Origin of the sequence: Paenibacillus sp. PCH8 (genome assembly GCF_002968835.1) — a bacterium.
Taxonomy (GTDB): Bacteria; Bacillota; Bacilli; order Paenibacillales; family Paenibacillaceae; genus Paenibacillus.
Window position 1 is genome coordinate 736,420 of sequence record NZ_PKQK01000002.1, and the last position, 20,052, is coordinate 756,471.

Consider the following 20,052-nt stretch of genomic DNA (forward strand, 5'->3'; position numbering starts at 1 on the left):
TTAGAGTGAGTCGTCATTTTGACGATTAGCTCCTTTGGTTCTTGAACAATAACGAACATCCAAGCTTTGAGGTGATTAGAGTACCTTAACTTAGCCTTAGCGTATAGGTTATTTATATGCTAGCAAATCACAGGATTTACTTACATATCTACCTTGTTGTCCTGTACTACTAGAAATTTGGCAAGGTCCCTGACGCAATCCTAATAGTTATTTTGGATAGAAGAATGAAGCTCTCTGGGTTATAACTATGCCTCTGCTTGCGTGTCGTAATATCCTCCACATTCACAATCAGGTTCTCATTGCATTAATCAACTAACTAGCATAGTCAAATAATTACGGATGTTTACTTTTACTTTCGTTGTGTTTTTATACCTACGATCATCCAAAAATCCTGAAATAAAAATATTCAACAACACAAAAACCACTCCTTAATAGATATTAAGAAGTGGTCTTTGTATTATTTATAATTTTTAACAGTGACTGCTTCACAAATTCTCGTCACAACGTAACGAGAATTCATTCTGCCAGGCACAAGATGCTATAAAGGTTTTTACACCTTTATTACATCATGCCGCCCATTCCACCCATACCGCCCATGTCAGGCATTCCGCCTCCAGAACCTGCAGGTTCTGGTTTGTCAGCGATAACGGCTTCAGTAGTCAGGAACATTGCTGCTACGGAAGCAGCGTTTTGCAATGCATAACGTGTTACTTTCGCAGGGTCAACGATACCTGCTTCGATCATGTTAACCCACTCGCCAGTCGCAGCGTTGAAGCCTACGCCCGTTTGTTCTTTTTTCAGACGTTCCACGATTACGGAACCTTCTTCGCCAGCGTTAGCCGCGATTGTACGGATTGGCGCTTCCAGAGCACGCAGGACGATGTTTACGCCTGTTTGCTCGTCACCGGAAAGGGCAACAGCTGCAACTGCGCTATATACGTTCATGAGCGCTGTACCACCACCGGATACGATACCTTCTTCAACTGCAGCGCGAGTTGCGTTCAGGGCATCTTCGATGCGAAGTTTGCGTTCTTTCAATTCTGTTTCCGTAGCCGCACCGACTTTGATTACTGCTACGCCGCCGGACAATTTAGCCAGACGCTCTTGCAGTTTCTCTTTGTCGAACTCGGAAGTTGTTTCTTCCAGTTGTGTACGGATTTGGCTAACACGTGCATCGATATCGGATTTGTTACCAGCACCGTCAACGATGATTGTGTTTTCTTTGGTTACACGGATTTGACGAGCTGTACCCAGTTGTTCCACAACAGCGGATTTCAGGTCCAGACCCAGTTCTTCCGTGATCAATTGACCACCAGTAAGGGCAGCGATATCTTGCAGCATTGCTTTACGACGGTCACCGAATCCTGGAGCTTTAACAGCTACAGCATTGAATGTACCACGCAATTTGTTCACAACCAGCATAGCCAGTGCTTCGCCTTCGATATCTTCAGCGATCAATACCAGCGGTTTGCCTTGTTGAACGATTTTCTCAAGCAATGGCAAGATGTCTTGCGTGCTGGAGATTTTTTTGTCTGTGATCAAGATGTACGGGTTGTCCAAAACAGCTTCCATTTTGTCCGTATCTGTGATCATGTAAGGAGAGATATATCCACGGTCGAATTGCATACCTTCAACCACTTCAAGCTCTGTAGCGAATCCTTTGGATTCTTCTACTGTGATTACGCCGTCTTTACCCACTTTTTCCATAGCTTCAGCGATCAGTTCGCCTACTTCTTCGTCAGCAGCAGAGATTGCTGCTACTTGTGCAATGGATTGTTTGGAATCGATCGGTTTAGAGATGGCTTGTAATTCAGCAACCGCAGCTTTAACCGCTTTGTCGATCCCTTTACGGATACCGATTGGACTAGCGCCTGCAGTTACGTTTTTCAAACCTTCTGTGATCAGCGCTTGAGCCAATACCGTTGCTGTTGTTGTACCGTCACCGGCAACATCGTTCGTTTTGGTTGCTACTTCTTTAACCAGTTGTGCACCCATATTCTCGAATGCATCTTCCAGTTCAATTTCTTTAGCAATCGTTACACCATCATTGGTGATAAGCGGGCTTCCGAATTTTTTCTCCAGAACCACGTTACGGCCTTTAGGTCCGAGTGTTACTTTTACTGCATTTGCCAATGCATCCACACCACGAAGCATGGAGCGACGAGCGTCTTCACTGAATTTAATGTCTTTAGCCATGTTAAGAAAACCTCCCTAGTTTTTGTTGTAAAATGGTACTGCTATATGGTTCGGTTAACCGATTAAATTTGAATTAGTCGAGAATCGCGTGAATATCGCTTTCTTTCATAATCAAATATTCTTTACCTTCGAACTTGATTTCTGTACCGGCATATTTGGAGAAAATAACGCGATCTCCTTCTTTCACTTCCAGAGCTACACGTACGCCGTCTTTCAATACTCCAGCACCAACTGCAATGATTCTACCCTCTTGCGGTTTTTCTTTGGCGGAGTCCGGGAGTACGATCCCGAAAGAAGTTGTTTGCTCTTGCTCCAGTGGTTCTACCAATACGCGTTCACCTAAAGGTCTGATCATGAAAAATAGCCTCCTTTTGAAATTATATAACCTTACATTGTAGGTTGTAGCCATATGTATTAGCACTCGACAGTGTTCAGTGCTAACAACCAACTTTATGATACTCAACTTGAAGCATGATTTCAAGTCCTTTTGATGAATTCCTGCGAGAATTTACGTTGAATTAACACCAACACCACCCAATAACACCCGTTGTGCCTGGATATTTCTTGCAACTTACTCCTCTTATTCTACGAAATTCTTCAGCCCTTCTGCAACTTTCCCAAGACAGTGCTTTTCCCATTGTATCCATTGTTGGACATAATATGCCCGCTTGTCCTGTCATGCAGGTAGACGATCCACAGAAATAGCCCGGATAAGAACAGAACGTCTTTTCCGGGCATATTGCCGATCAATCCAGTCATGCACCAGCCATGAATGAGATATCCAATATTTATTGCTTCATAGCAACTTATTTCCTAACCTGTATGCTTCTTATCCTCGGTACGAACATAACGGGATTCAACCTCTTGATCGGCCGCAAGCTGCTTGCGATATACGATTGCAGAGAGAAATACACTGATTTCATATAACAGGAGCAAGGGAATCATCACCAGGAGATCGGATATGAAGTCTGGAGGTGTAATAACCACTGCAATAAAGATCAGGACAAAATAAGAGACTCTTCGCATCTTCCGAAGCCGAATCGGATTCAGAATCCGCAGTCCCGTCAGGAACATAATAAGTAAAGGAAGTTCAAATAACAGTGACACCGGCAACACAATTCCAAACAGGAAGCTGAAGTACTGCTTCATTCCGTAGGTCTCCACAAGTCCCATTTTCTCCGTAATGGCTGTCGTAAAGGCGAGTGCCATTGGGAATATAACATAATACGAAAAGGCCATTCCAGTCAGAAATAACAGAAACACATAAGGTACATACTTCAGGGATGCCTTTCGTTCCTGCGGTCGCAGTCCGGGACTCACAAACTTCCAGATCTGGTAGACCGTAAATGGCAGCGTAATGATGAGTGAAAACAGACCAGCAATCTTCATGTAGATGCCAATCCCGTCCCAGAACGAGAACGCATGCAGCACAAAACCCTTAGCCGACTCCGCCTTGGTCAGATATTGATATACCGGGTCTGCCACAATAAAACCTGCAATCAGTCCCAGCACAAAAATGCATAATATGTAGATCAGCCGCTTCCGCAGCTCGCTCAGATGTTCCGTAATCGTCATTTCTTCATTTTGCTGCGTCATGCCTGCCCCCCATTGTTGCCAGCTTAAAATACAAAACCCTTCCGGCAGGAAGGGATTTCTCTTTCGTTGCCGTCAAGATTATTCCGGCAGGCGTTTGTCAGCAGGCTTCTCTGCAGGTGTGCTCTCAGCGGCCAGCGGCTTTGCTTTCTCCTGCTCTTTGCGATTGGATGAATCATCATCAGACATTATGTCACGTGTGCCCTCTTTGAATTCACGGAAGGTACGTCCAACTGCCCGTCCCAGTTCCGGGAGTTTGTTGGGTCCAAACAACAACAACGCTATCACGGCCAGCAAAATAAAACCCGTTGGTCCAATTTGACCTAACATTAGTACTCCTCCTCGTCTCAAATCCAGAATCGGCGAAATTTCGCCCTCATATTTGAACAACGCCTCGACTGTATTCTTGAATTATGCCAATCATACCATAGATGTAACCACTTACATAACCCGCAATATTCGCAAAAGAGAGATGCCATGCAAATCACCTAATAACGTATCCTGGCTGATTCTGAATCAGCATCGATAAGTCTATATCGGATTATTGCTTAAATTGCCCCGTAACCATCAGAAGTGCTTCTGGAAGCTGATCCATAATGGCTGCCAGATGTTCGTGCACACCTTTTGGCGTACCTGGCAGATTGACGATCAGGGTGCGTCCACGAATACCACATACACCACGGAACAGCATGGCTGAGCGATTTTTGCTCATCGCACTGTATCGCATGGCCTCTGCCATCCCCGGAACTTCACGTTCAATCACACGCCGGGTCGCTTCCGGAGTAATATCACGAATGGCCAGCTCCGTGCCACCAGTCGTCAGCACCAGATCGGCGTGAAAATAATCCGTCATCTCAATCAAAGCTGCGATAATCTCATCGGGTTCATCAGGAACGATGCGGTACTCCACGATTTGACCACCGAGCTCTTCTTCCACCAGCTCCCGAATGACTTGTGCACTCGTATCCTCACGTTCCCCGCGGGCTCCTTTGTCGCTGGCTGTCAGGATTGCTGTTCTCCACACCATAAAGATCACCCTTCTCCTCTATGAAAATAAATGTTCCTTATCGGCTATAATCGCCGTTTTTGCCACCACTCTTGGAATTGAGCATGGTTGGACCGATAATCATATCTTTTTGCATCGCCTTGCACATGTCATAGACGGTTAGTGCCGCAGCTGAGGCAGCTGTGAGCGCCTCCATCTCAACCCCCGTCTTGCCTTCAGTTTTGACGGTAACTTCAATGTGTAATTCATCCACACCATTATCATGAAAACGAATATCTACACCCGTCAGCGCCAGTGGGTGGCACATGGGAATCCAGTCCGATGTTTTCTTCGCGCCTTGGATCCCGGCAATCTGGGCGACTGCCAGAACGTCACCTTTGCCGATACGGCCCTCCCGTATCGCTTCCAGCGTATGCGGATTCATCGTCACTTTGGTTACGGCCACAGCTGTACGCACCGTAACCTCCTTACCCGAAATATCAACCATCCGGGCCCGTCCCTGTTCGTTAAAATGGGTCAGTTTCCCACCGGAAGACTGGCCGTTATTATTTTCTGAACTCAATCACATCACAACCCTTTATTCGATATATGTAATATACCTTCGGTTGTTATCAACAGATCAATCCGCAGATCAAGCAGGTCCATCGGAATCTTATCCTGTAGCTGACCCGGCAATACCATCGCACCCATCAACGGTTTCTTGTCCGTCATTGCACATTTTGCAGCAAGCATCTCGGCAAAACGATCATAATAACCGCCACCATAGCCAATGCGTCCTCCATGAAGGTCATAACCAAGCCCCGGTACCAAGACGAGATCCAGTTTAGGCCAATCTTCAGGCGACAGTACTACACAGGAATTTTTGGGCTCCGGTATCCCCCATATTCCTGGTTCCGTATCCTGTTCTCCCGTTACTCGCCGCAACTCCATTCGAGGTGACTCCGCAAGCACTTTTGGTGCAAGCATCACATCTCCATGGTTCCAACCCTCTTGAAACAAACAGGCTGTGGAAGCCTCGCTTCCATAGGACAAATAGCTGAATATGATAAGGGGTCTGTTCGAGCCCTTACTCTTGGCCTGTCTAAGGTGCTCCAGCTCACGCTTCATTCCAGCGTTAATCTGGGTCATTGCCTGCTGACGCATGCTCACATCCATCAGATCACGACTCTGTTTCAGTCTGGATCGAAGCTGGATTTTCAGTTCCGCAAGATCCTGCATCCTTGAATAACCTCCTGTTGATAGGGAAGGTAAAAAAGCTTTCATTTAAAAACAATTTATATATGTTATGACCAGGTGTCATCTTGTTGAAATGGTTAAAATGATTCATTTTCTGCAAAATCCTCATGTAATAACATGCCTACTTTCAGTTTATCACTGATTGACCAAAAAGACTACACGCCTGGGCCGTTCCCAATCGGTGCATTTACTCTGTATTTCATGTAAACTGGGATGTAGTTGTCAAATCAAGAACTGGACCTATGGAGGAACTTAATTTTATGCTGCTGCAAGTATCCGGAATTATCAAACGTTTTGGTGTCGATCCAATCCTGGACGGCGTGAACTTACAAATATTAGAACGCGAGCGCATCGGCCTCGTTGGTGTAAACGGTGCAGGTAAATCCACTTTGCTCAAAATTGTAGCTGGTGAAATGTCTCATGATGGAGGGCAAATTTTTAAAGCTAAAGAAACCACACTCGGTTATTTGGCTCAGAACAGCGGACTGCAATCCGACCGCAGCATCTGGGAAGAAATGATGAACGTGTTCGCTCATCTGACACAGGCTGAGGCTGATCTGCGTCAGATGGAACGTGACATTGCTGACCCTGTTCTAATAGAAGATGAGAAAAAATATGCGGACCTGTTAGAACGTTACGCCAAACGCTCCGACTGGTTCAAGGACCATGGCGGCTACGAGATGGAAACTCGCATTCGCATGGTGCTGCATGGGATGGGATTTGGCGAATTCGCACCAGACACCCCGATTGCCACACTCAGCGGCGGGCAGAAGACACGCCTAGCACTCGCTCGCATTTTGCTTCAGGCGCCCGATCTGCTCATGCTGGACGAGCCTACCAACTATCTCGATATCGCCACCCTCACATGGCTCGAAGATTATCTGAGAGGTTATTCAGGCGCACTGTTGGTCGTATCCCATGACCGTTACTTCCTTGATCGACTCGTAACGACCATCGTAGAGATCGAACGACATCGCTCCAGAAAATATACAGGCAATTACAGCCGCTACATGGAACTCAAAGCTGCGGAGTATGAGACTCAGATGAAACAATATGAGAAACAGCAGGGTGAAATCTCCAAGATGGAAGATTTTGTTCAGAAAAACATCGTGCGTGCTTCGACGACCAAACGGGCGCAAAGTCGCCGTAAAGCCCTCGACAAAATGGATCGTCTCGACAAACCGATGGGTGATCTGAAAAAAGCCCATTTTTCCTTCGAAACGGCTGTGATGTCAGGCAAGGAAGTACTCCGAGTGGATCAGCTGTCTGTCGCTTATGACGAGGGTTCTCCATTGTTTCGCAATGTATCATTCGATCTGCGACGCGGGGAAACGGTTGCCTTAATTGGTCCAAACGGTATCGGTAAATCCACCCTGCTGAAATGTCTTACCGGAAGTTTACGTCCGGTAAACGGGGAGATCCAATGGGGAACGAAAGTGCAGATTGGCTATTATGATCAGGAGCAAACGGGACTCAACCCGTCCAACACCGTTCTCGAAGAATTGTGGAGTGCCTACCCCGGGATGGAAGAAGCACGCATTCGGACCGTACTCGGTAACTTTTTGTTCAGCGGTGACGATGTGCTCAAGAAGATCTCCGCTCTCAGCGGCGGCGAGAAAGCTCGTGTCTCCCTCTCCAAGCTGATGCTAAAGGAAGCGAATATGCTCATTCTGGATGAGCCTACGAACCATCTCGATCTGTTCGCCAAAGAAGTGCTGGAAGCAGCGTTAATGGACTATGAGGGGACCCTGCTTTTCATCTCTCATGACCGGTACTTCCTCAACAAAATGGCTGAGCGCATTGTCGAGCTTCATCCTGGGGGAACAGAACACTATCTCGGAAATTATGATGATTATGTGGAGAAAAAACAGGAGCTTGAGGACATCGCGCGTGAAGCTGCTGAAGCACGCCAGGCATCGTCCAAGAACTCGTCCAAATCCGATCCGACTACAGCTTCACTCGAAAAATCCGGAGCTGCTTCATTCGAAGCGGATAAACAGGCCAAGCGCGAAGAACGTAATCGCCAACGCAAGCAGGAAGCTCTGGAGCAACAGATTGCGCAGTTGGAAACGGATATTGCGGCGCTTGAAGAACAGATGGCACTGCCTGAGATCTATCAAGATTATATGAAGCTGCAAGAACTCCAGCAACAATCGGAAGAACGTAAGACAGAGCTCACCAAGACTTATGAAGAGTGGGAAGAATTAGCTTTGGAATAGTACGAAATCATCCATGGCTGGGTGGAGAACCATAACATCCACGCATGAAAAAGGGACGAAGCGGAGATTCATTCTGCCTTGTCCCTTTCGTGTTATGTTGTTGAAATTTTCGGAAGCAGATAATTCGAGCACTTGGGTTAACGAACTGAGGTGACACTATTGGATGCATTTCAGTCCATTTGAAAATGTAACGAATCGGAGGCGCGCTATTTTCATGTTTTAAGCGTGTATTCGCCTTTTATCGCCGTTTTCGAATGAAATAGCGTCGATGAGATTCGTTACGTTTCTCCCCTCTCCATAATCACTAAAATAAGGCGTGTGAGATCCCTTAGAACATGGCATGGCTCTCTATATGGCTGTAGAGATTTAAAGATGTTCCAACTTAGTTACTTGAGATCACACTCCCATGCGGAGATTTCAGGTACATGTTTTGTAATTTGTCAAATTTACTCGAATGATGAAAAATATTTTTATGTGGGATGCCCTCATACTTATCCACAGAAAAGCAAGATAGCAAGCACATTAATATGCTTAATTATACAGCGGTAGAATAGCGTTTTTCACACAAAAACCATATTTATCCACTAAGTTATCCACTTTATCCACAGCTCCGGGGATAGAACACAACCATTCTATCCCCTAAAGCCTTTTCGTTTCGAAAACTCTATTGGTTTGACTTTGACACAGTTACCCACAAATTTCACTGGATATGTGGATAACTATAATCACACCTTGACAAATGTATTCTCTCTTCATTAGCCCTCCCCTATAAAACGACAAAAGCAGACCTCTGTCTTTCAAGGCCTGCCCTTTGTTTCCTTGCTTCATACATTGCATATTTACATTGAATAACTATTGCTGCTAATGCTTTCTGGCAACTATGAGCTACGCATGCACTTGTTCATTACGTTCAGAAGATTCCGCCTTCAATCCAGCAGCATTACAGGCCGCTACATAAGCAAGACCGGCAGCCATGACGATATCATTGTGTGTTGCTGTTCCCCGGAACTCACGTCCGGCACGCTCCACGGTAATTACAGCTTCCGCGCTTGCACCCTCTCCCCCACTCAGGGCATGCATCTCCATATCGACAAATGCAATATCATCGGAAATGCTCTGACCAATCGCGCGAATGGTTGCATCCACAGGCCCCCGCCAACGGCAGAATAGGATTGTTCTCCCGCGCTTGTGCGAATACGAACGGCTGCCATTCGATCCGTCATGCTCCCAGCCGTCACCTGCAATTCGACCAGTTCATAATCCTGTGCTGGAATATTCATGGTCTGACTAACCATCTGCAGTAACTGGTCGTCACTGACCACTTTTTGCTGGTCTGCGACTTCTTTGAACACCTCATACAGTTGTTCCATCTGCTGCTCATCCGGCTCAAAACCATATTTGCGAACCCGATCTTTCAGGGCGTGACGACCGGAATGTTTACCCAGAATAATCATGTTGCGTGGAATACCCAGCGCTTCCGGGTCCATAATCTCATAGGTGCTCCGATTCTTGAGCAGACCGTCCTGATGTATGCCTGATTCGTGCTGGAAGGCATTACGTCCTACTACCGGTTTGTTGTATGCAATCGGGAAATGCATCGCACGGCTGATCTGACGAGATGTCTCATACAGTTGGTTCAGCTTGATATTGCTGGTTGCTCCAATCACATCGCCCCGAGTCTCCAGCGCCATGATCAGTTCTTCCAGTGCACAGTTCCCTGTCCGTTCTCCGATCCCATTAATGGTCACTTCAATTTGGGAGGCACCATTGGCAATCGCAGCCAAGCTATTGGCTACGGCCAGACCCAAATCATTATGACAGTGGGCGCTATAGCGAACCTGATCTCCACCTCTCGCACCTTCACGTACCCGGCGGAACATCTCGCCATACTCATGTGGCAGAGCATAACCCACGGTATCCGGCAGATTGATGATGCTGGCACCTGCTTCAATAGCTACTTCAACCATCTCGATCAGATCATCCATCTTCGTACGAGCCGCATCCATGGCTGTGAACTCGACAATATCCGTGAACTGGCGTGCATAAGATACCATCTCACGGGCAGTAGCTACAACTTCACTACGCGGACGGCGCAGTTGATGCTCGATATGAATATCCGAAGAAGAGATAAACAGGTGAATTCGGCGCCGTGCTGCATCCGCTGTGGCTTGAACAGCTGAATCAATATCGCCTTTGACCGCCCGCGCGAATCCGCATATTTCCACGTTCTGCAATTGTCTCGAGATCGCCTGAACCGCCGCAAACTCACCTGGACTTGAGATCGGGAATCCAGGCTCAATGACATCGATACCCAGAGAAGCCAGTTGGTGCGCCAGTTCGATCTTCTGCTCGGGTTGCAGACTTGCTCCCGGTGCCTGTTCTCCATCGCGCAGCGTCGTATCAAAAATTTCAATCATGCGTTTGTTAGTAGTCGTTGTCATATTCATCAACCTCCATCAAATTATAAATCAGATCATTCGTTTGATTTAGAGCACTCTCTATCACGTCAGAGTGTACGTCGACTTACACTCTGTCCTTCTGACTTTTCAATCTCCATATGGTTCGTTCCCATTGCCCACCCTCTGCTGCCGGCAGCAAACACAAATAACCCGCCATCTCATAAGAGACGGCGGGTTATTATCCCCTCCGCGGTACCACTCTCGCTTGATGGTCCAGGCTTGCACCGGGCTCCATCCACCTCGTCGTCTCCGAGACTCACTGGATCATGCATGGCTCGCACAACTTTAGCTTATTTTCGGAGAAACACCCTGTAACGGAGGTCAACCGTTGCTGTGTAACACATGTCGTCGTTGACTATAAGACAACTGGACGATCCCTATCGTCCCCATGTTTCCACAACTCTGTTCCCGGGCGAGATTCAAACGATTCCAGCCACTGCGTCGCACCAACCCGCAGCTCTCTGAGCGCTTTATCGTTCTACTGCTCCCGTTCATCACATTTGTTTATATAATTCCAACTTCATTCATTCCTACTTTATCACCCTTATAAAACATCAAAAAAAGCCTGCCACCTCCTGCAATAATGCAAGAGACGACAGGCTGTTCACCTTCGCGGTACCACTCTTGTTGACTTCCTCCCTGTTCATTCAAGATATCCTTGCATGCTCACGCACACTTCCGGATCACTTGAAGCAGCCTGAAAGCCCCCTCAGTTATTGTCAGCCAATCCTTGTAATAACGGTCTATGCCAACAACGGCCCTTTCACGGAGGCAACCCGTAACCATGTACTTTGGGCCAACATCGGCCTTCGGATACTCCCGGGGAGTCTCCGTGTTCCATCGTTCCGCTTGCAGGTGAGTTTCAGGTTTCCTTCGACTGCGTTACACCACCCCGCAGCTCTCTACAGACCCGGAAATACCTTACTGTTCCTGTTCATTGCGTTTATCAGTTCAGGAATCTAAATTCCTGTTTAAATTTGTAACTAATATACAATCTTCACATCCAGCTGTCAACTCTTAATCTCATTTGTCTGTCTACACGGACTGAACGGACCATGCCTCCAGAGAAAGTCCCGGATCTGCTTTGGCATCAAATTCCGAGATTTCTCCCCGTTGCCACTTCAGATACGCAGCAGCGCCAATCATGGCCGCATTATCCGTACAATACTCCATTGGCGGGATTAACAGTTCAAGCCCTTCCTTCGCACAGCGCTCCTGTAGGGCCGAGCGCAATCCCCGGTTAGCCGCAACGCCACCACATAACAGCAGCTGGCGTGAACCGTACTCACGCACAGCTCGTACGGCTTTTTCAACCAGCACTTCGACTACAGCTTCCTGAAAGCCACGTGCTACTGCAGAGGGTTCCAATGTTTCTCCGCGCATTTTGGCCTGATTGAGAGCGTTCAGTACGGCAGACTTCAGACCACTAAGACTGAAATCGTACGAACCTGCTTCTAGCCACACTCTCGGTAATGGCACTACATGCTCTGCCTCGGACGCCATCCGGTCCACATGTGGACCTCCCGGATAAGGACAGCCGAGTGCACGCGCCACTTTGTCATATGCTTCGCCTACGGCATCATCCCGTGTACGACCAATCAGTTGGAACTTGCCTTCGGATTCCATATGCACAAGCTCGGTATGGCCACCTGATACGACCAGTGCCATTGCCGGATATTGCAGTTCATGCGTAAGTCTGTTGGCATAGATATGTCCAGCAATATGGTGTGTGCCAATGAGCGGTTTGCCCAGTGCCATCGCCAGCGTTTTGGCAGCAACGATCCCCACCAGTAATGCCCCAACTAGCCCAGGGCCCTGCGTCACGGCGATTGCACTCAGTTCACGCGGACGAATACCCGACTGCTCAATCGCCTGTTCCAGCATAAGTGTAATGACTTCAACGTGCTTACGTGAAGCCACTTCTGGTACAACGCCACCGAATGCCTTGTGCGTTTCAATCTGACTTGAGATCAGATTGGACAGCACTTCCCGTCCATCCTTGACTACGGCTACTGATGTTTCATCACAGCTTGTCTCCACCGCCAAAATATAGGATGGTTCATAACTTAATGTTTCATTGAGATCTTTCATGAATCCACTACGCTTCCTTCCTCTTCGCCGCTCCGGCCAGCATGCGGCAGATTCGCCCACATAATCATCGCATCTTCCCCATTGTCGGAGTAATATCCTTTACGAAGACCCGCCGATTCAAACCCTTTTTTCTCATACAAACGCTGAGCAATGATATTCGAAACTCTAACTTCCAGCGTCATGCGTTCCATTCCGAGATACACCGCTGTTTTCATTAATTCATCCAGCAGCTTTTCGCCCAGCTTGCGTCCACGATACGCTCCCCTAACTGCGATATTCGTGATGTGAGCCTCATCCATAATGGTCCACATTCCCGCGTAACCAATGGCTGTACCTTCCAGTTCCATCACCATATATTTAGCAAAATGATTGTGTGTCAATTCATTTTGAAATGCTTCTTCCGTCCAGGGCAGGGTGAAGGCTTCATGTTCAATAATCATCACATCGGGGATATCCTCCAGTGTCATGAGTCTGAACTGAAACGTTGCTTCCTGCTCGACATTCTCCACGTTGTCCATCTGCTTCCCCTCTCCCTCTAGCCTTTGCGCAACAGGTTGGCTTCCGCTTCAGATAGCTGGGTATAGTTCGGTACCAGCGCATGTACGTCATCACGCTGACCTGCAAGCAGCGCGGCGGCGCCAAGGCGCCCAACCCAGCGGCCCTCCAGCTCATACGGTACGAGCTGGAACGCCGTTCCTGCGGGGCAGCGAAGCTCCGCCGCTGCCGCAGCATGCGGGCCCGTCTCGCCGACAAACCAGACGGCAGCGGGCCGCTCTTCCGGCGCCGCCTCCGCCATGCGGGCGGCGAGGTCTTCCAGCCATCCGTCCATCTTGCGGATGGCATCCGGCGCCAAACGCCGGGGCGCATCGCTCCCGGCGGAGGCAAACAGCGCGGTGCAAGCTTGACCGCGCCGTGCATCCACAAGCGGAACGATCCAGTGGACAGGGGTGGCACCCGTGCCGCCCTGGTCCGCGGATAGCGTTCCGCCAGCCCCGGCTGCGGCATCCTCTGCCGCAGCTTCCGCCTTGGCGGCGAGGCCGCTGTGCCAGCCGCCCCAGGCGAGGGCCTGAAGGCTGGACACCCCGGTTACGGGGATGTCCCACGCCCAGGCCAGTGTCTTCGCCGCAGTCACCGCAATGCGGATGCCCGTGTATGAGCCTGGGCCAACGCCGACGGCAATGCCGTCCAGCTGGCCAGACTGCGTGCCGCTGGCGGCCAGCAGCTGCTCCATTACCGGTACAACATGTACCGAATGATTACGCTCGGCCCGTTCATTGCGTTCCTCCAGGAGCGCATGATCTTCCATCACCGCAGCAGCCATCATCGCGGTGGACGTATCCAACGCCAAAAACCGCTGACGCGGCTTTTTTTGTAAATCTTCCATTATCATTTGACTCCATTCTGTCTGAACTGTCGGCATAGGGCTGCATAAGTCTCGCCGTACCCATCCAGTGTAATCGTTCGATCTTCCAGACCCGTCGTGTCAATCTGCACATGCAAGTGTTCTTGCGGTAGCAATTCGGGAATGATACTGGACCACTCCACCAGACTGACGCCGGCTCCATAGAAATATTCATCCAACCCAAGCTCATCCGCTTCTTCCAGCGAAATGCGATATACATCCATGTGATACAAGGGCAGACGCCCTTCATATTCCTTAATTAACGTAAATGTAGGACTGCTCACCACATCCCGTACACCCAAATGCCAGGCAAACTTCTGTGAGAATGCCGTTTTACCCGCGCCCAGATCACCATCCAGTGCAATCACCATTCCGGCGTTTGCCTGCACGGCAAGTGCGGACGCGAGCGCTTCTGTATCTGCAATGCCATGGGATGTATACACCCACTGCTCATGCGTCTGATTCAATATACGCCCCACCTTTGGCGGTCCAGCCGCCTGAGTTCACTTTGAATCTTATTATATCGGTCCCTTTCTTCCCCCGCAACATCGAAGGGAACAAGCGAAGGTGAACGTTCATCACGCGGAACAACAAATAAACCGGCACCCCTCGGTACCGGCTGTACTATGCACATCTTATAACCCGCATGCTATTCAGCAATTTCCCAATTCCTTCACGTTACTTATCACTACTCCTCCAAGCGATCCACTCGTACCGTCTGGGTGTTCCCCGGCCTGCTGCCAACCTGAACGGTTGCCATACCATTGGCTTCATCCACATTCTCGATCCAGACCGGATCACCTTCCAGCGTAACCGCAATCGTATCCCTGGAATCATAGATCGCTTTGGCGCGCTTCACATCCATCATGTTATTCATACTCCCCTTCCGGATCATCATGCCTTTCCTGAATCATGGTATCGGTTGTACTGTCACTGATATAGCCATTTTCTTCTGTGACCTGACCGCCTCCAAGACCTTCATTCACCATACGGTCAATGTCGAGCATGAACGACTCCCGGTCGAGCGGCAGTTCCTCAGAGGTGATCGCCTCCCAGTTCACAGCTGCAGCCGGTGTGTAGAACTCTTCAGAGCTTTCGGCTTCATTAAGTGGATAAGGCGTAAAGGCGTGCTTGTGAGCTTCTTCCCCATCCCGTCTGTTCTTCATGTTGGCACCTCCCGGCATGTTCGGTTTCGAGATCTTTCCTGCTATCCCATGCTGATTTCCTAATAGAACTCAAGCATGTTTCTGTTATCATCCCCGAGTATTGGAGAACCATACGAATTCGTCCGGAAGACGATTATCCCGCGCTCCAGATGCCCATACTATTGAATAAAAAGGAATTTTCGAAAGGAGCCGACCTATGCATACCGTCTGGAAAGGTGCACTTAGTTTTGGCCTTGTGCATGTCCCTGTCAAAATGTTCTCGGCGACCGAAGACAAAGACATCTCTATGCGCTACATCCATAAAGTCTGCGGCAGCCCACTCGCTTATGTACGTCAGTGTCCCTCCTGTGAAGTGGACGTGAATTGGGAGGAGATCACCAAAGGTTATGAGTATGAGAAAGGAAAATTCGTGCTTTTCGAAAAAGATGAACTGGAAGCGTTAAATGATTCCGCCAGCAAAACGATCACCATACTGGACTTTGTGGACCTGACCGAGATCGATCCGATCTATTTTCAGAAAACATATTACCTGTCACCCGATCAGGCTGGGGGTAATGCCTACCAACTGCTGATGAATGCCATGCGTGACACCGGCAAAATCGGTATTGCCAAAATCTCCATCCGCTCCAAGAGCAGCCTTGCAGCCATTCGGGTTCTGGAGGATTGCCTGTCGATGGAGACCATATTCTATCCCGATGAAATTCGTCCTGTCTCACAGGTCCCGAACCTGCCCGAAGTGCAGAATGTGAATGAGAAAGAACTCACCATGGCGAAACTGCTAATCGATCAATTATCCACCCCTTTTGAACCTGGTAAATATACCGATGACTACCGGAGCAAACTGTTGGATCTCATCCAGCACAAAGTGGCGGGCGAAGAAATCAAGATTGCTCCAGCCAAGCCGGAAGCCAATGTGATGGACTTGATGGCTGCCTTGCAGGCGAGTATCGAGGCAGTGAAGCCCATCCCCATGGACCCTGGAACCACAACGGCCAAGCCAAAGAAACGTGTACCACGTAAAACAACGGAGCAAGCTGTTGCCAGCGGCGAAACGGATTCCCCTGCTCCAGTTAAACGGAAAAGAACCCCGGCCAAACCCAAGGCGTGAAGTAACACGTTGAACACCAATCTTTTCTCTGAAACACGATCAACGTCAGTAAAATGTGATGAACTCCGATCCGGCTTGTTTAGTCGGATTTTTTTATTTTCAGCATTTTGCATAATTCTATTTTACTCACTCCCGGGTACAAGATATTAGACGAACAGAAGCGTTTCGATCTATACCTTGCTGATTAACAGCGCGATCTGAACATTTACTTTTTCTTGACGAAACATGATTTATATTTTATATTAACTTATGAAAAGTAACTTATTTATGATTATATAGTTACATTCTTACACCAGCACAAGTAATTCTAAGAAATGTACTCCAATATCTGATCTCAAAGCATACATGAATGATTTCCAAATATCTGACTTCCAGGAGGAATAAACATGAATACGATGTATCAAATCCCTGCCACAACCCATCTGGGTGAAGTAAGTCTGAAGATTAGCAACCTTGACCGTTCCATACAGTTCTATACCGACGTGGTCGGACTAAAGTTAATGGAGCGCAAGGGTACAGTCGCCACCATGACAGCGGACGGTAAACATTCCCTCTTGCGACTTGAAGAACTGACCGATGGTATCACCCTGCCCGAACGATCACATGCCGGCTTGTATCACTTCGCCATCCTGTTGCCTGACCGCAAGTCTCTGGGGCTTGCTCTCCGCAATATGGCTGCATCAGGTATTGAGATCGGTCAAGGCGATCATCTGGTTAGCGAAGCTTTCTATTTCTCCGATCCCGATCTGAATGGAATTGAGATCTATGCCGATCGTGCACGCGATACGTGGAAACGGGATGCCGATAACAATTACATTATGGCTAGTGATCCGGTAGATGTGGAGGGTCTGTTCACCCTCTCCGAGAACGAAGCTTGGCACGGCCTGCCCGCAGGTACAGTGATTGGTCATGTTCATTTCCACGTCCGCAGTCTGGAAGAGTCGCGCGAGTTCTATACCGGTGTACTCGGATTCGATATCGTCGGCAACTTTGCCAACATGTCAGCCCTGTTTGTCTCTGCAGGCGGATATCATCACCATCTGGGTCTGAATATCTGGGCCGGGGTGGGTGCACCTGTTAAGCCGGATAACGCTACAGGAATTGATTACTTCACCATTGTTTACTCTACGGAGGAACAATTGGAACAGGCCCTTGAACAATTGCGTCAATCAAAGGCGGCTGTTACACGTCTTGAGGATACCTGGTTTACGGTAGACCCACAGAACATCCGTGTTCGTCTGACTACGGGTAACTGATCTCACTGATACGGCAACATTATTTTGTCTTTAATAAGTCTAGTATGCCTTGCCCAGGTAGTCTGTCTCTACAGCATGACTGAGAGATCGGTTACCTGGGCTTTTCGTATACCCATTTATAGAACTGGCATAATTGGTACATCCTAACCATGAACGCAGACAAGATTGGTTAAGGAGATATTCTAATGATTGAAAAGGGGCGCTTGACCGTCAGGCAGCTTGCTTCGCTCATGTTTCTTTGCACCATCGGTGAGCAGATTCTGCTCTTCCCTTCCATGATTACCTCTTACGCCCAGCAGGATGCCTGGATATCCGCCTTGTTGGGTGTTGCCGGGGGAGTCGGTATACTCTTTATCATGCTTGTTGCCTACAAGCAGCATCCCCAATTAAACCTCATCCAGAATGTCATTCAAACATTAGGCCCCTGGATCGGAGCTTTGTTCAGCTCTTTTTATATCTTTTATTTTCTGATCAGTACCTCTACGTACATCAGGGAGGTCGGCGATTTCATGACCACCCACATTTTACCGTATTCTCCGCTAGGGATTCTGCATCTGGTTTTTATTTGTACACTTGCCTGGGGCCTTCTCTCGGGTCTGGAGAGCATCGGCAAGAGTGCCGAAATCTTTCTTCCCTTAATCGTGCTCTTTCTGCTTATACTGACCGTGTGCCTGCTTCCCAACGTCCAGCTGAGTCACATTAAACCTGTGCTTGCACAAGGCTTTCTTGGACCATTCAAAGGTTTTATCGCTGTACTTACATATCCTTATTGCCAACTGTGCATCTTCATGATGCTCCTTCCGTATACGAAGAAAGAACCCCATTTAGAAAAGGATTTTCTGCTATCGGGCATGATTGGCGGCTTATTACTTTCGCTGATTCTCAGCATGTGTCTGCTGGTCATGGGCCCTTTCTTGACACAGCATCACTGGTTCACCGCGTTCAATCTTGCACAGAAGATCAGTATAGGCAACTTTTTGCAACGGATTGAGGCTTTCATGGCATCTGTATGGCTCATCGCTGTGTTCTTCAAAAGTGTACTGTTCTTCTACAGTTTCATCCTGAGTCTGGCTCACCTGTTTCGCCTGGCCAACTACCGTTCACTGATACTACCCGGCTCGGGACTTATCTTCGCCATGTCCATTCTCATTGCGCCTGACGAGAACTTTTACCTCAAGGTGATCATTCCTTACTGGATTGATTGGGATCTTACTTGCGGTATTGCTTTACCGCTAATGCTCATTCTGGTACATCAAATGAAAATGCGTTTACGAAAAATAAAACAATCCACCTAATCCAGCTGTCACTCCAGTAGGAATGAGAAAGGAGTTCTCCATGTTCAAACCGATTATTCCATTTGAACCCATATCCCGGGATACCTTGCCCACAGGACCGCAGTGGATAGCACAGATCAAATGGGACGGTGTCCGCATGCTCGCTTATGAGGACGGACAAGAGCTGCGTCTGATAAACCGCAGACTGCATGAACGAACCGCACAGTATCCCGAGCTGGCGATTCCACGTAATCTATGTGCCGGTTCCTCTTACATTCTGGATGGTGAAGTCATTGCACTGGACCCGGACACCGGTAAACCGTCGTTCTATCACGTTCTCAGGCGGGATCGCATGAGCAGGCCTGATGGCATCGCACAAGCTGTACACCAGATTCCAGTCACTTATATGGTATTTGATATCTTGTTCTACGAGGGAATGTGGGTGACGGAACGACCACTGGCAGAGCGTCAGCGGTTGTTGCATGAGGTGCTCAATCCTGCTCCCCATGTTCAGGAGGTAACCAATGCACCAGATGCAGCTTCCCTGCTTACAGTGATGAGACAGCATCAGATGGAAGGAATCGTGTGCAAGGATCTTTCCAGCAACTACGGGATTCAGGGCAAGGATCAGCGCTGGCAGAAGGTCAAAATCATGCATGATGTATATGCCATGATCGGCGGAGTCACTTACCGGAGCGGTATCGTGAACGCCGTTGCGGTTGGTGTATATGATGGACCTCATTTTGTCTATATTGGTCATGTCGGGACTGGCAAGCTTAACTCTAATACCTGGCGAGAACTCACGTATCAAGTACAGCCTCTGATCAGAGAGGAAAGGCCGTTCCATAATGTACCCGAGCGCAGCGCGGAGACCACCTGGGTGGAACCACAAGTAGGTGTCAAAGTTCAGTATATGGAACTGACACATCATCGCACACTCCGCCACCCCAGTATTCAGACCTTTGCAGCCGTAACCCGTGAGGATTGCCTGGCGAACCAGTTGCTTCAATAAATAAAAACCAGCTAGAAATCGTGCAGCCGATCAT

General features: G+C 48.5%; 18 protein-coding genes, 1 pseudogene and 1 other annotated feature. Of the genes and pseudogenes, 5 read left to right on the forward strand and 14 right to left on the reverse strand.

Features of this window, described 5'->3' with window-relative positions:
- Nucleotides 1–561: 561 nt before the first annotated feature.
- From groL to C0Q44_RS16135, 7 genes are all read right to left on the reverse strand, one after another.
- Complete coding sequence (groL, locus tag C0Q44_RS16105; RefSeq protein WP_105408276.1) at nucleotides 562–2,196, reverse strand: chaperonin GroEL; 1,635 nt, start codon at nucleotides 2,194–2,196, stop codon at nucleotides 562–564.
- Between the two features lie 73 nt (nucleotides 2,197–2,269).
- On the reverse strand, nucleotides 2,270–2,551 hold the full coding sequence (gene groES / locus C0Q44_RS16110; RefSeq protein ID WP_017690077.1) for a co-chaperone GroES: 282 nt from the start codon (nucleotides 2,549–2,551) through the stop codon (nucleotides 2,270–2,272).
- Between the two features lie 458 nt (nucleotides 2,552–3,009).
- On the reverse strand, nucleotides 3,010–3,792 hold the full coding sequence (gene tatC / locus C0Q44_RS16115; RefSeq protein WP_105408277.1) for a twin-arginine translocase subunit TatC: 783 nt from the start codon (nucleotides 3,790–3,792) through the stop codon (nucleotides 3,010–3,012).
- 78 nt (nucleotides 3,793–3,870) lie between these two features.
- The gene (locus C0Q44_RS16120; protein WP_105408278.1) at nucleotides 3,871–4,119 is read right to left on the reverse strand and encodes a twin-arginine translocase TatA/TatE family subunit; all 249 of its coding nucleotides are present in this window, start codon (nucleotides 4,117–4,119) and stop codon (nucleotides 3,871–3,873) included.
- A gap of 211 nt (nucleotides 4,120–4,330) precedes the next feature.
- On the reverse strand, nucleotides 4,331–4,816 hold the full coding sequence (locus C0Q44_RS16125; protein WP_105408279.1) for a MogA/MoaB family molybdenum cofactor biosynthesis protein: 486 nt from the start codon (nucleotides 4,814–4,816) through the stop codon (nucleotides 4,331–4,333).
- A gap of 37 nt (nucleotides 4,817–4,853) precedes the next feature.
- Nucleotides 4,854–5,357 (reverse strand): cyclic pyranopterin monophosphate synthase MoaC, encoded by a 504-nt coding sequence (gene moaC, locus C0Q44_RS16130; RefSeq protein ID WP_308737429.1) that lies wholly within the window; start codon nucleotides 5,355–5,357, stop codon nucleotides 4,854–4,856.
- Nucleotides 5,358–5,362: 5 nt separating this feature from the next.
- Nucleotides 5,363–6,013: a 5-formyltetrahydrofolate cyclo-ligase gene (locus tag C0Q44_RS16135; RefSeq protein ID WP_181151026.1), complete on the reverse strand. Its 651-nt coding sequence runs from the start codon at nucleotides 6,011–6,013 to the stop codon at nucleotides 5,363–5,365.
- A 278-nt stretch (nucleotides 6,014–6,291) separates the two neighbouring features.
- Here C0Q44_RS16135 and C0Q44_RS16140 point away from each other — a divergent pair, with 278 nt between their 5' ends.
- The gene (locus C0Q44_RS16140; protein ID WP_105408281.1) at nucleotides 6,292–8,250 is read left to right on the forward strand and encodes an ABC-F family ATP-binding cassette domain-containing protein; all 1,959 of its coding nucleotides are present in this window, start codon (nucleotides 6,292–6,294) and stop codon (nucleotides 8,248–8,250) included.
- Between the two features lie 885 nt (nucleotides 8,251–9,135).
- Here the strand turns inward: C0Q44_RS16140 and C0Q44_RS16145 are convergent.
- From C0Q44_RS16145 to C0Q44_RS31045, 7 genes and pseudogenes are all read right to left on the reverse strand, one after another.
- Nucleotides 9,136–10,691: pseudogene (locus tag C0Q44_RS16145) on the reverse strand (2-isopropylmalate synthase).
- 178 nt (nucleotides 10,692–10,869) lie between these two features.
- Nucleotides 10,870–11,213 (reverse strand) — a binding site (T-box leader).
- A 531-nt stretch (nucleotides 11,214–11,744) separates the two neighbouring features.
- A complete protein-coding gene (tsaD, locus tag C0Q44_RS16150; RefSeq protein ID WP_105408282.1) occupies nucleotides 11,745–12,800 on the reverse strand; it encodes a tRNA (adenosine(37)-N6)-threonylcarbamoyltransferase complex transferase subunit TsaD in 1,056 nt (351 codons plus the stop codon).
- A complete protein-coding gene (rimI, locus tag C0Q44_RS16155) occupies nucleotides 12,797–13,318 on the reverse strand; it encodes a ribosomal protein S18-alanine N-acetyltransferase (protein ID WP_105408283.1) in 522 nt (173 codons plus the stop codon). Before rimI ends, tsaD begins: the two co-directional genes overlap by 4 nt.
- A gap of 17 nt (nucleotides 13,319–13,335) precedes the next feature.
- Nucleotides 13,336–14,184 carry a tRNA (adenosine(37)-N6)-threonylcarbamoyltransferase complex dimerization subunit type 1 TsaB gene (tsaB, locus tag C0Q44_RS16160; RefSeq protein WP_105408284.1) on the reverse strand — a complete coding sequence of 283 codons (849 nt, stop codon included), beginning with the start codon at nucleotides 14,182–14,184 and terminating at the stop codon, nucleotides 13,336–13,338.
- Nucleotides 14,185–14,186: 2 nt separating this feature from the next.
- On the reverse strand, nucleotides 14,187–14,669 hold the full coding sequence (gene tsaE, locus C0Q44_RS16165) for a tRNA (adenosine(37)-N6)-threonylcarbamoyltransferase complex ATPase subunit type 1 TsaE (RefSeq protein WP_105408285.1): 483 nt from the start codon (nucleotides 14,667–14,669) through the stop codon (nucleotides 14,187–14,189).
- Nucleotides 14,670–14,890: 221 nt separating this feature from the next.
- Nucleotides 14,891–15,067, reverse strand: a complete 177-nt coding sequence (locus tag C0Q44_RS16170) for an H-type small acid-soluble spore protein (protein WP_105408519.1) — start codon at nucleotides 15,065–15,067, stop codon at nucleotides 14,891–14,893.
- Nucleotides 15,068–15,071: 4 nt separating this feature from the next.
- Entirely contained in the window at nucleotides 15,072–15,368 is a 297-nt protein-coding gene (locus C0Q44_RS31045; protein ID WP_258166362.1) for a hypothetical protein, read from the reverse strand.
- Nucleotides 15,369–15,564: 196 nt separating this feature from the next.
- Here C0Q44_RS31045 and ku point away from each other — a divergent pair, with 196 nt between their 5' ends.
- The 4 genes from ku to C0Q44_RS16195 all read left to right on the forward strand — a co-directional run bounded on the left by ku (nucleotide 15,565) and on the right by C0Q44_RS16195 (nucleotide 20,018).
- The gene (gene ku, locus C0Q44_RS16180) at nucleotides 15,565–16,476 is read left to right on the forward strand and encodes a non-homologous end joining protein Ku (RefSeq protein WP_105408286.1); all 912 of its coding nucleotides are present in this window, start codon (nucleotides 15,565–15,567) and stop codon (nucleotides 16,474–16,476) included.
- A 386-nt stretch (nucleotides 16,477–16,862) separates the two neighbouring features.
- Nucleotides 16,863–17,732, forward strand: a complete 870-nt coding sequence (locus C0Q44_RS16185) for a VOC family protein (RefSeq protein ID WP_105408287.1) — start codon at nucleotides 16,863–16,865, stop codon at nucleotides 17,730–17,732.
- 185 nt (nucleotides 17,733–17,917) lie between these two features.
- Nucleotides 17,918–19,027 (forward strand): GerAB/ArcD/ProY family transporter, encoded by a 1,110-nt coding sequence (locus tag C0Q44_RS16190; RefSeq protein ID WP_105408288.1) that lies wholly within the window; start codon nucleotides 17,918–17,920, stop codon nucleotides 19,025–19,027.
- A 40-nt stretch (nucleotides 19,028–19,067) separates the two neighbouring features.
- Nucleotides 19,068–20,018 carry an ATP-dependent DNA ligase gene (locus C0Q44_RS16195; protein ID WP_105408289.1) on the forward strand — a complete coding sequence of 317 codons (951 nt, stop codon included), beginning with the start codon at nucleotides 19,068–19,070 and terminating at the stop codon, nucleotides 20,016–20,018.
- Nucleotides 20,019–20,052: the final 34 nt, after the last annotated feature.

Bases quoted from the DNA above. Each gene is read 5' to 3' on its own strand.
- C0Q44_RS16170 (WP_105408519.1), bottom strand. From the start codon at position 15,067: ATGGATGTGAAGCGCGCCAAAGCGATCTATGATTCCAGGGATACGATT.
- tsaB (WP_105408284.1), bottom strand. From the start codon at position 14,184: ATGGAAGATTTACAAAAAAAGCCGCGTCAGCGGTTTTTGGCGTTGGAT.
- rimI (WP_105408283.1), bottom strand. From the start codon at position 13,318: ATGGACAACGTGGAGAATGTCGAGCAGGAAGCAACGTTTCAGTTCAGA.
- C0Q44_RS16120 (WP_105408278.1), bottom strand. From the start codon at position 4,119: ATGTTAGGTCAAATTGGACCAACGGGTTTTATTTTGCTGGCCGTGATA.
- groES (WP_017690077.1), bottom strand. From the start codon at position 2,551: ATGATCAGACCTTTAGGTGAACGCGTATTGGTAGAACCACTGGAGCAA.
- groL (WP_105408276.1), bottom strand. From the start codon at position 2,196: ATGGCTAAAGACATTAAATTCAGTGAAGACGCTCGTCGCTCCATGCTT.
- C0Q44_RS31045 (WP_258166362.1), bottom strand. From the start codon at position 15,368: ATGAAGAACAGACGGGATGGGGAAGAAGCTCACAAGCACGCCTTTACG.
- C0Q44_RS16190 (WP_105408288.1), top strand. From the start codon at position 17,918: ATGATTGAAAAGGGGCGCTTGACCGTCAGGCAGCTTGCTTCGCTCATG.
- C0Q44_RS16135 (WP_181151026.1), bottom strand. From the start codon at position 6,013: ATGCAGGATCTTGCGGAACTGAAAATCCAGCTTCGATCCAGACTGAAA.
- C0Q44_RS16185 (WP_105408287.1), top strand. From the start codon at position 16,863: ATGAATACGATGTATCAAATCCCTGCCACAACCCATCTGGGTGAAGTA.
- ku (WP_105408286.1), top strand. From the start codon at position 15,565: ATGCATACCGTCTGGAAAGGTGCACTTAGTTTTGGCCTTGTGCATGTC.
- tsaD (WP_105408282.1), bottom strand. From the start codon at position 12,800: ATGAAAGATCTCAATGAAACATTAAGTTATGAACCATCCTATATTTTG.
- C0Q44_RS16125 (WP_105408279.1), bottom strand. From the start codon at position 4,816: ATGGTGTGGAGAACAGCAATCCTGACAGCCAGCGACAAAGGAGCCCGC.
- C0Q44_RS16195 (WP_105408289.1), top strand. From the start codon at position 19,068: ATGTTCAAACCGATTATTCCATTTGAACCCATATCCCGGGATACCTTG.
- tatC (WP_105408277.1), bottom strand. From the start codon at position 3,792: ATGACGCAGCAAAATGAAGAAATGACGATTACGGAACATCTGAGCGAG.
- C0Q44_RS16140 (WP_105408281.1), top strand. From the start codon at position 6,292: ATGCTGCTGCAAGTATCCGGAATTATCAAACGTTTTGGTGTCGATCCA.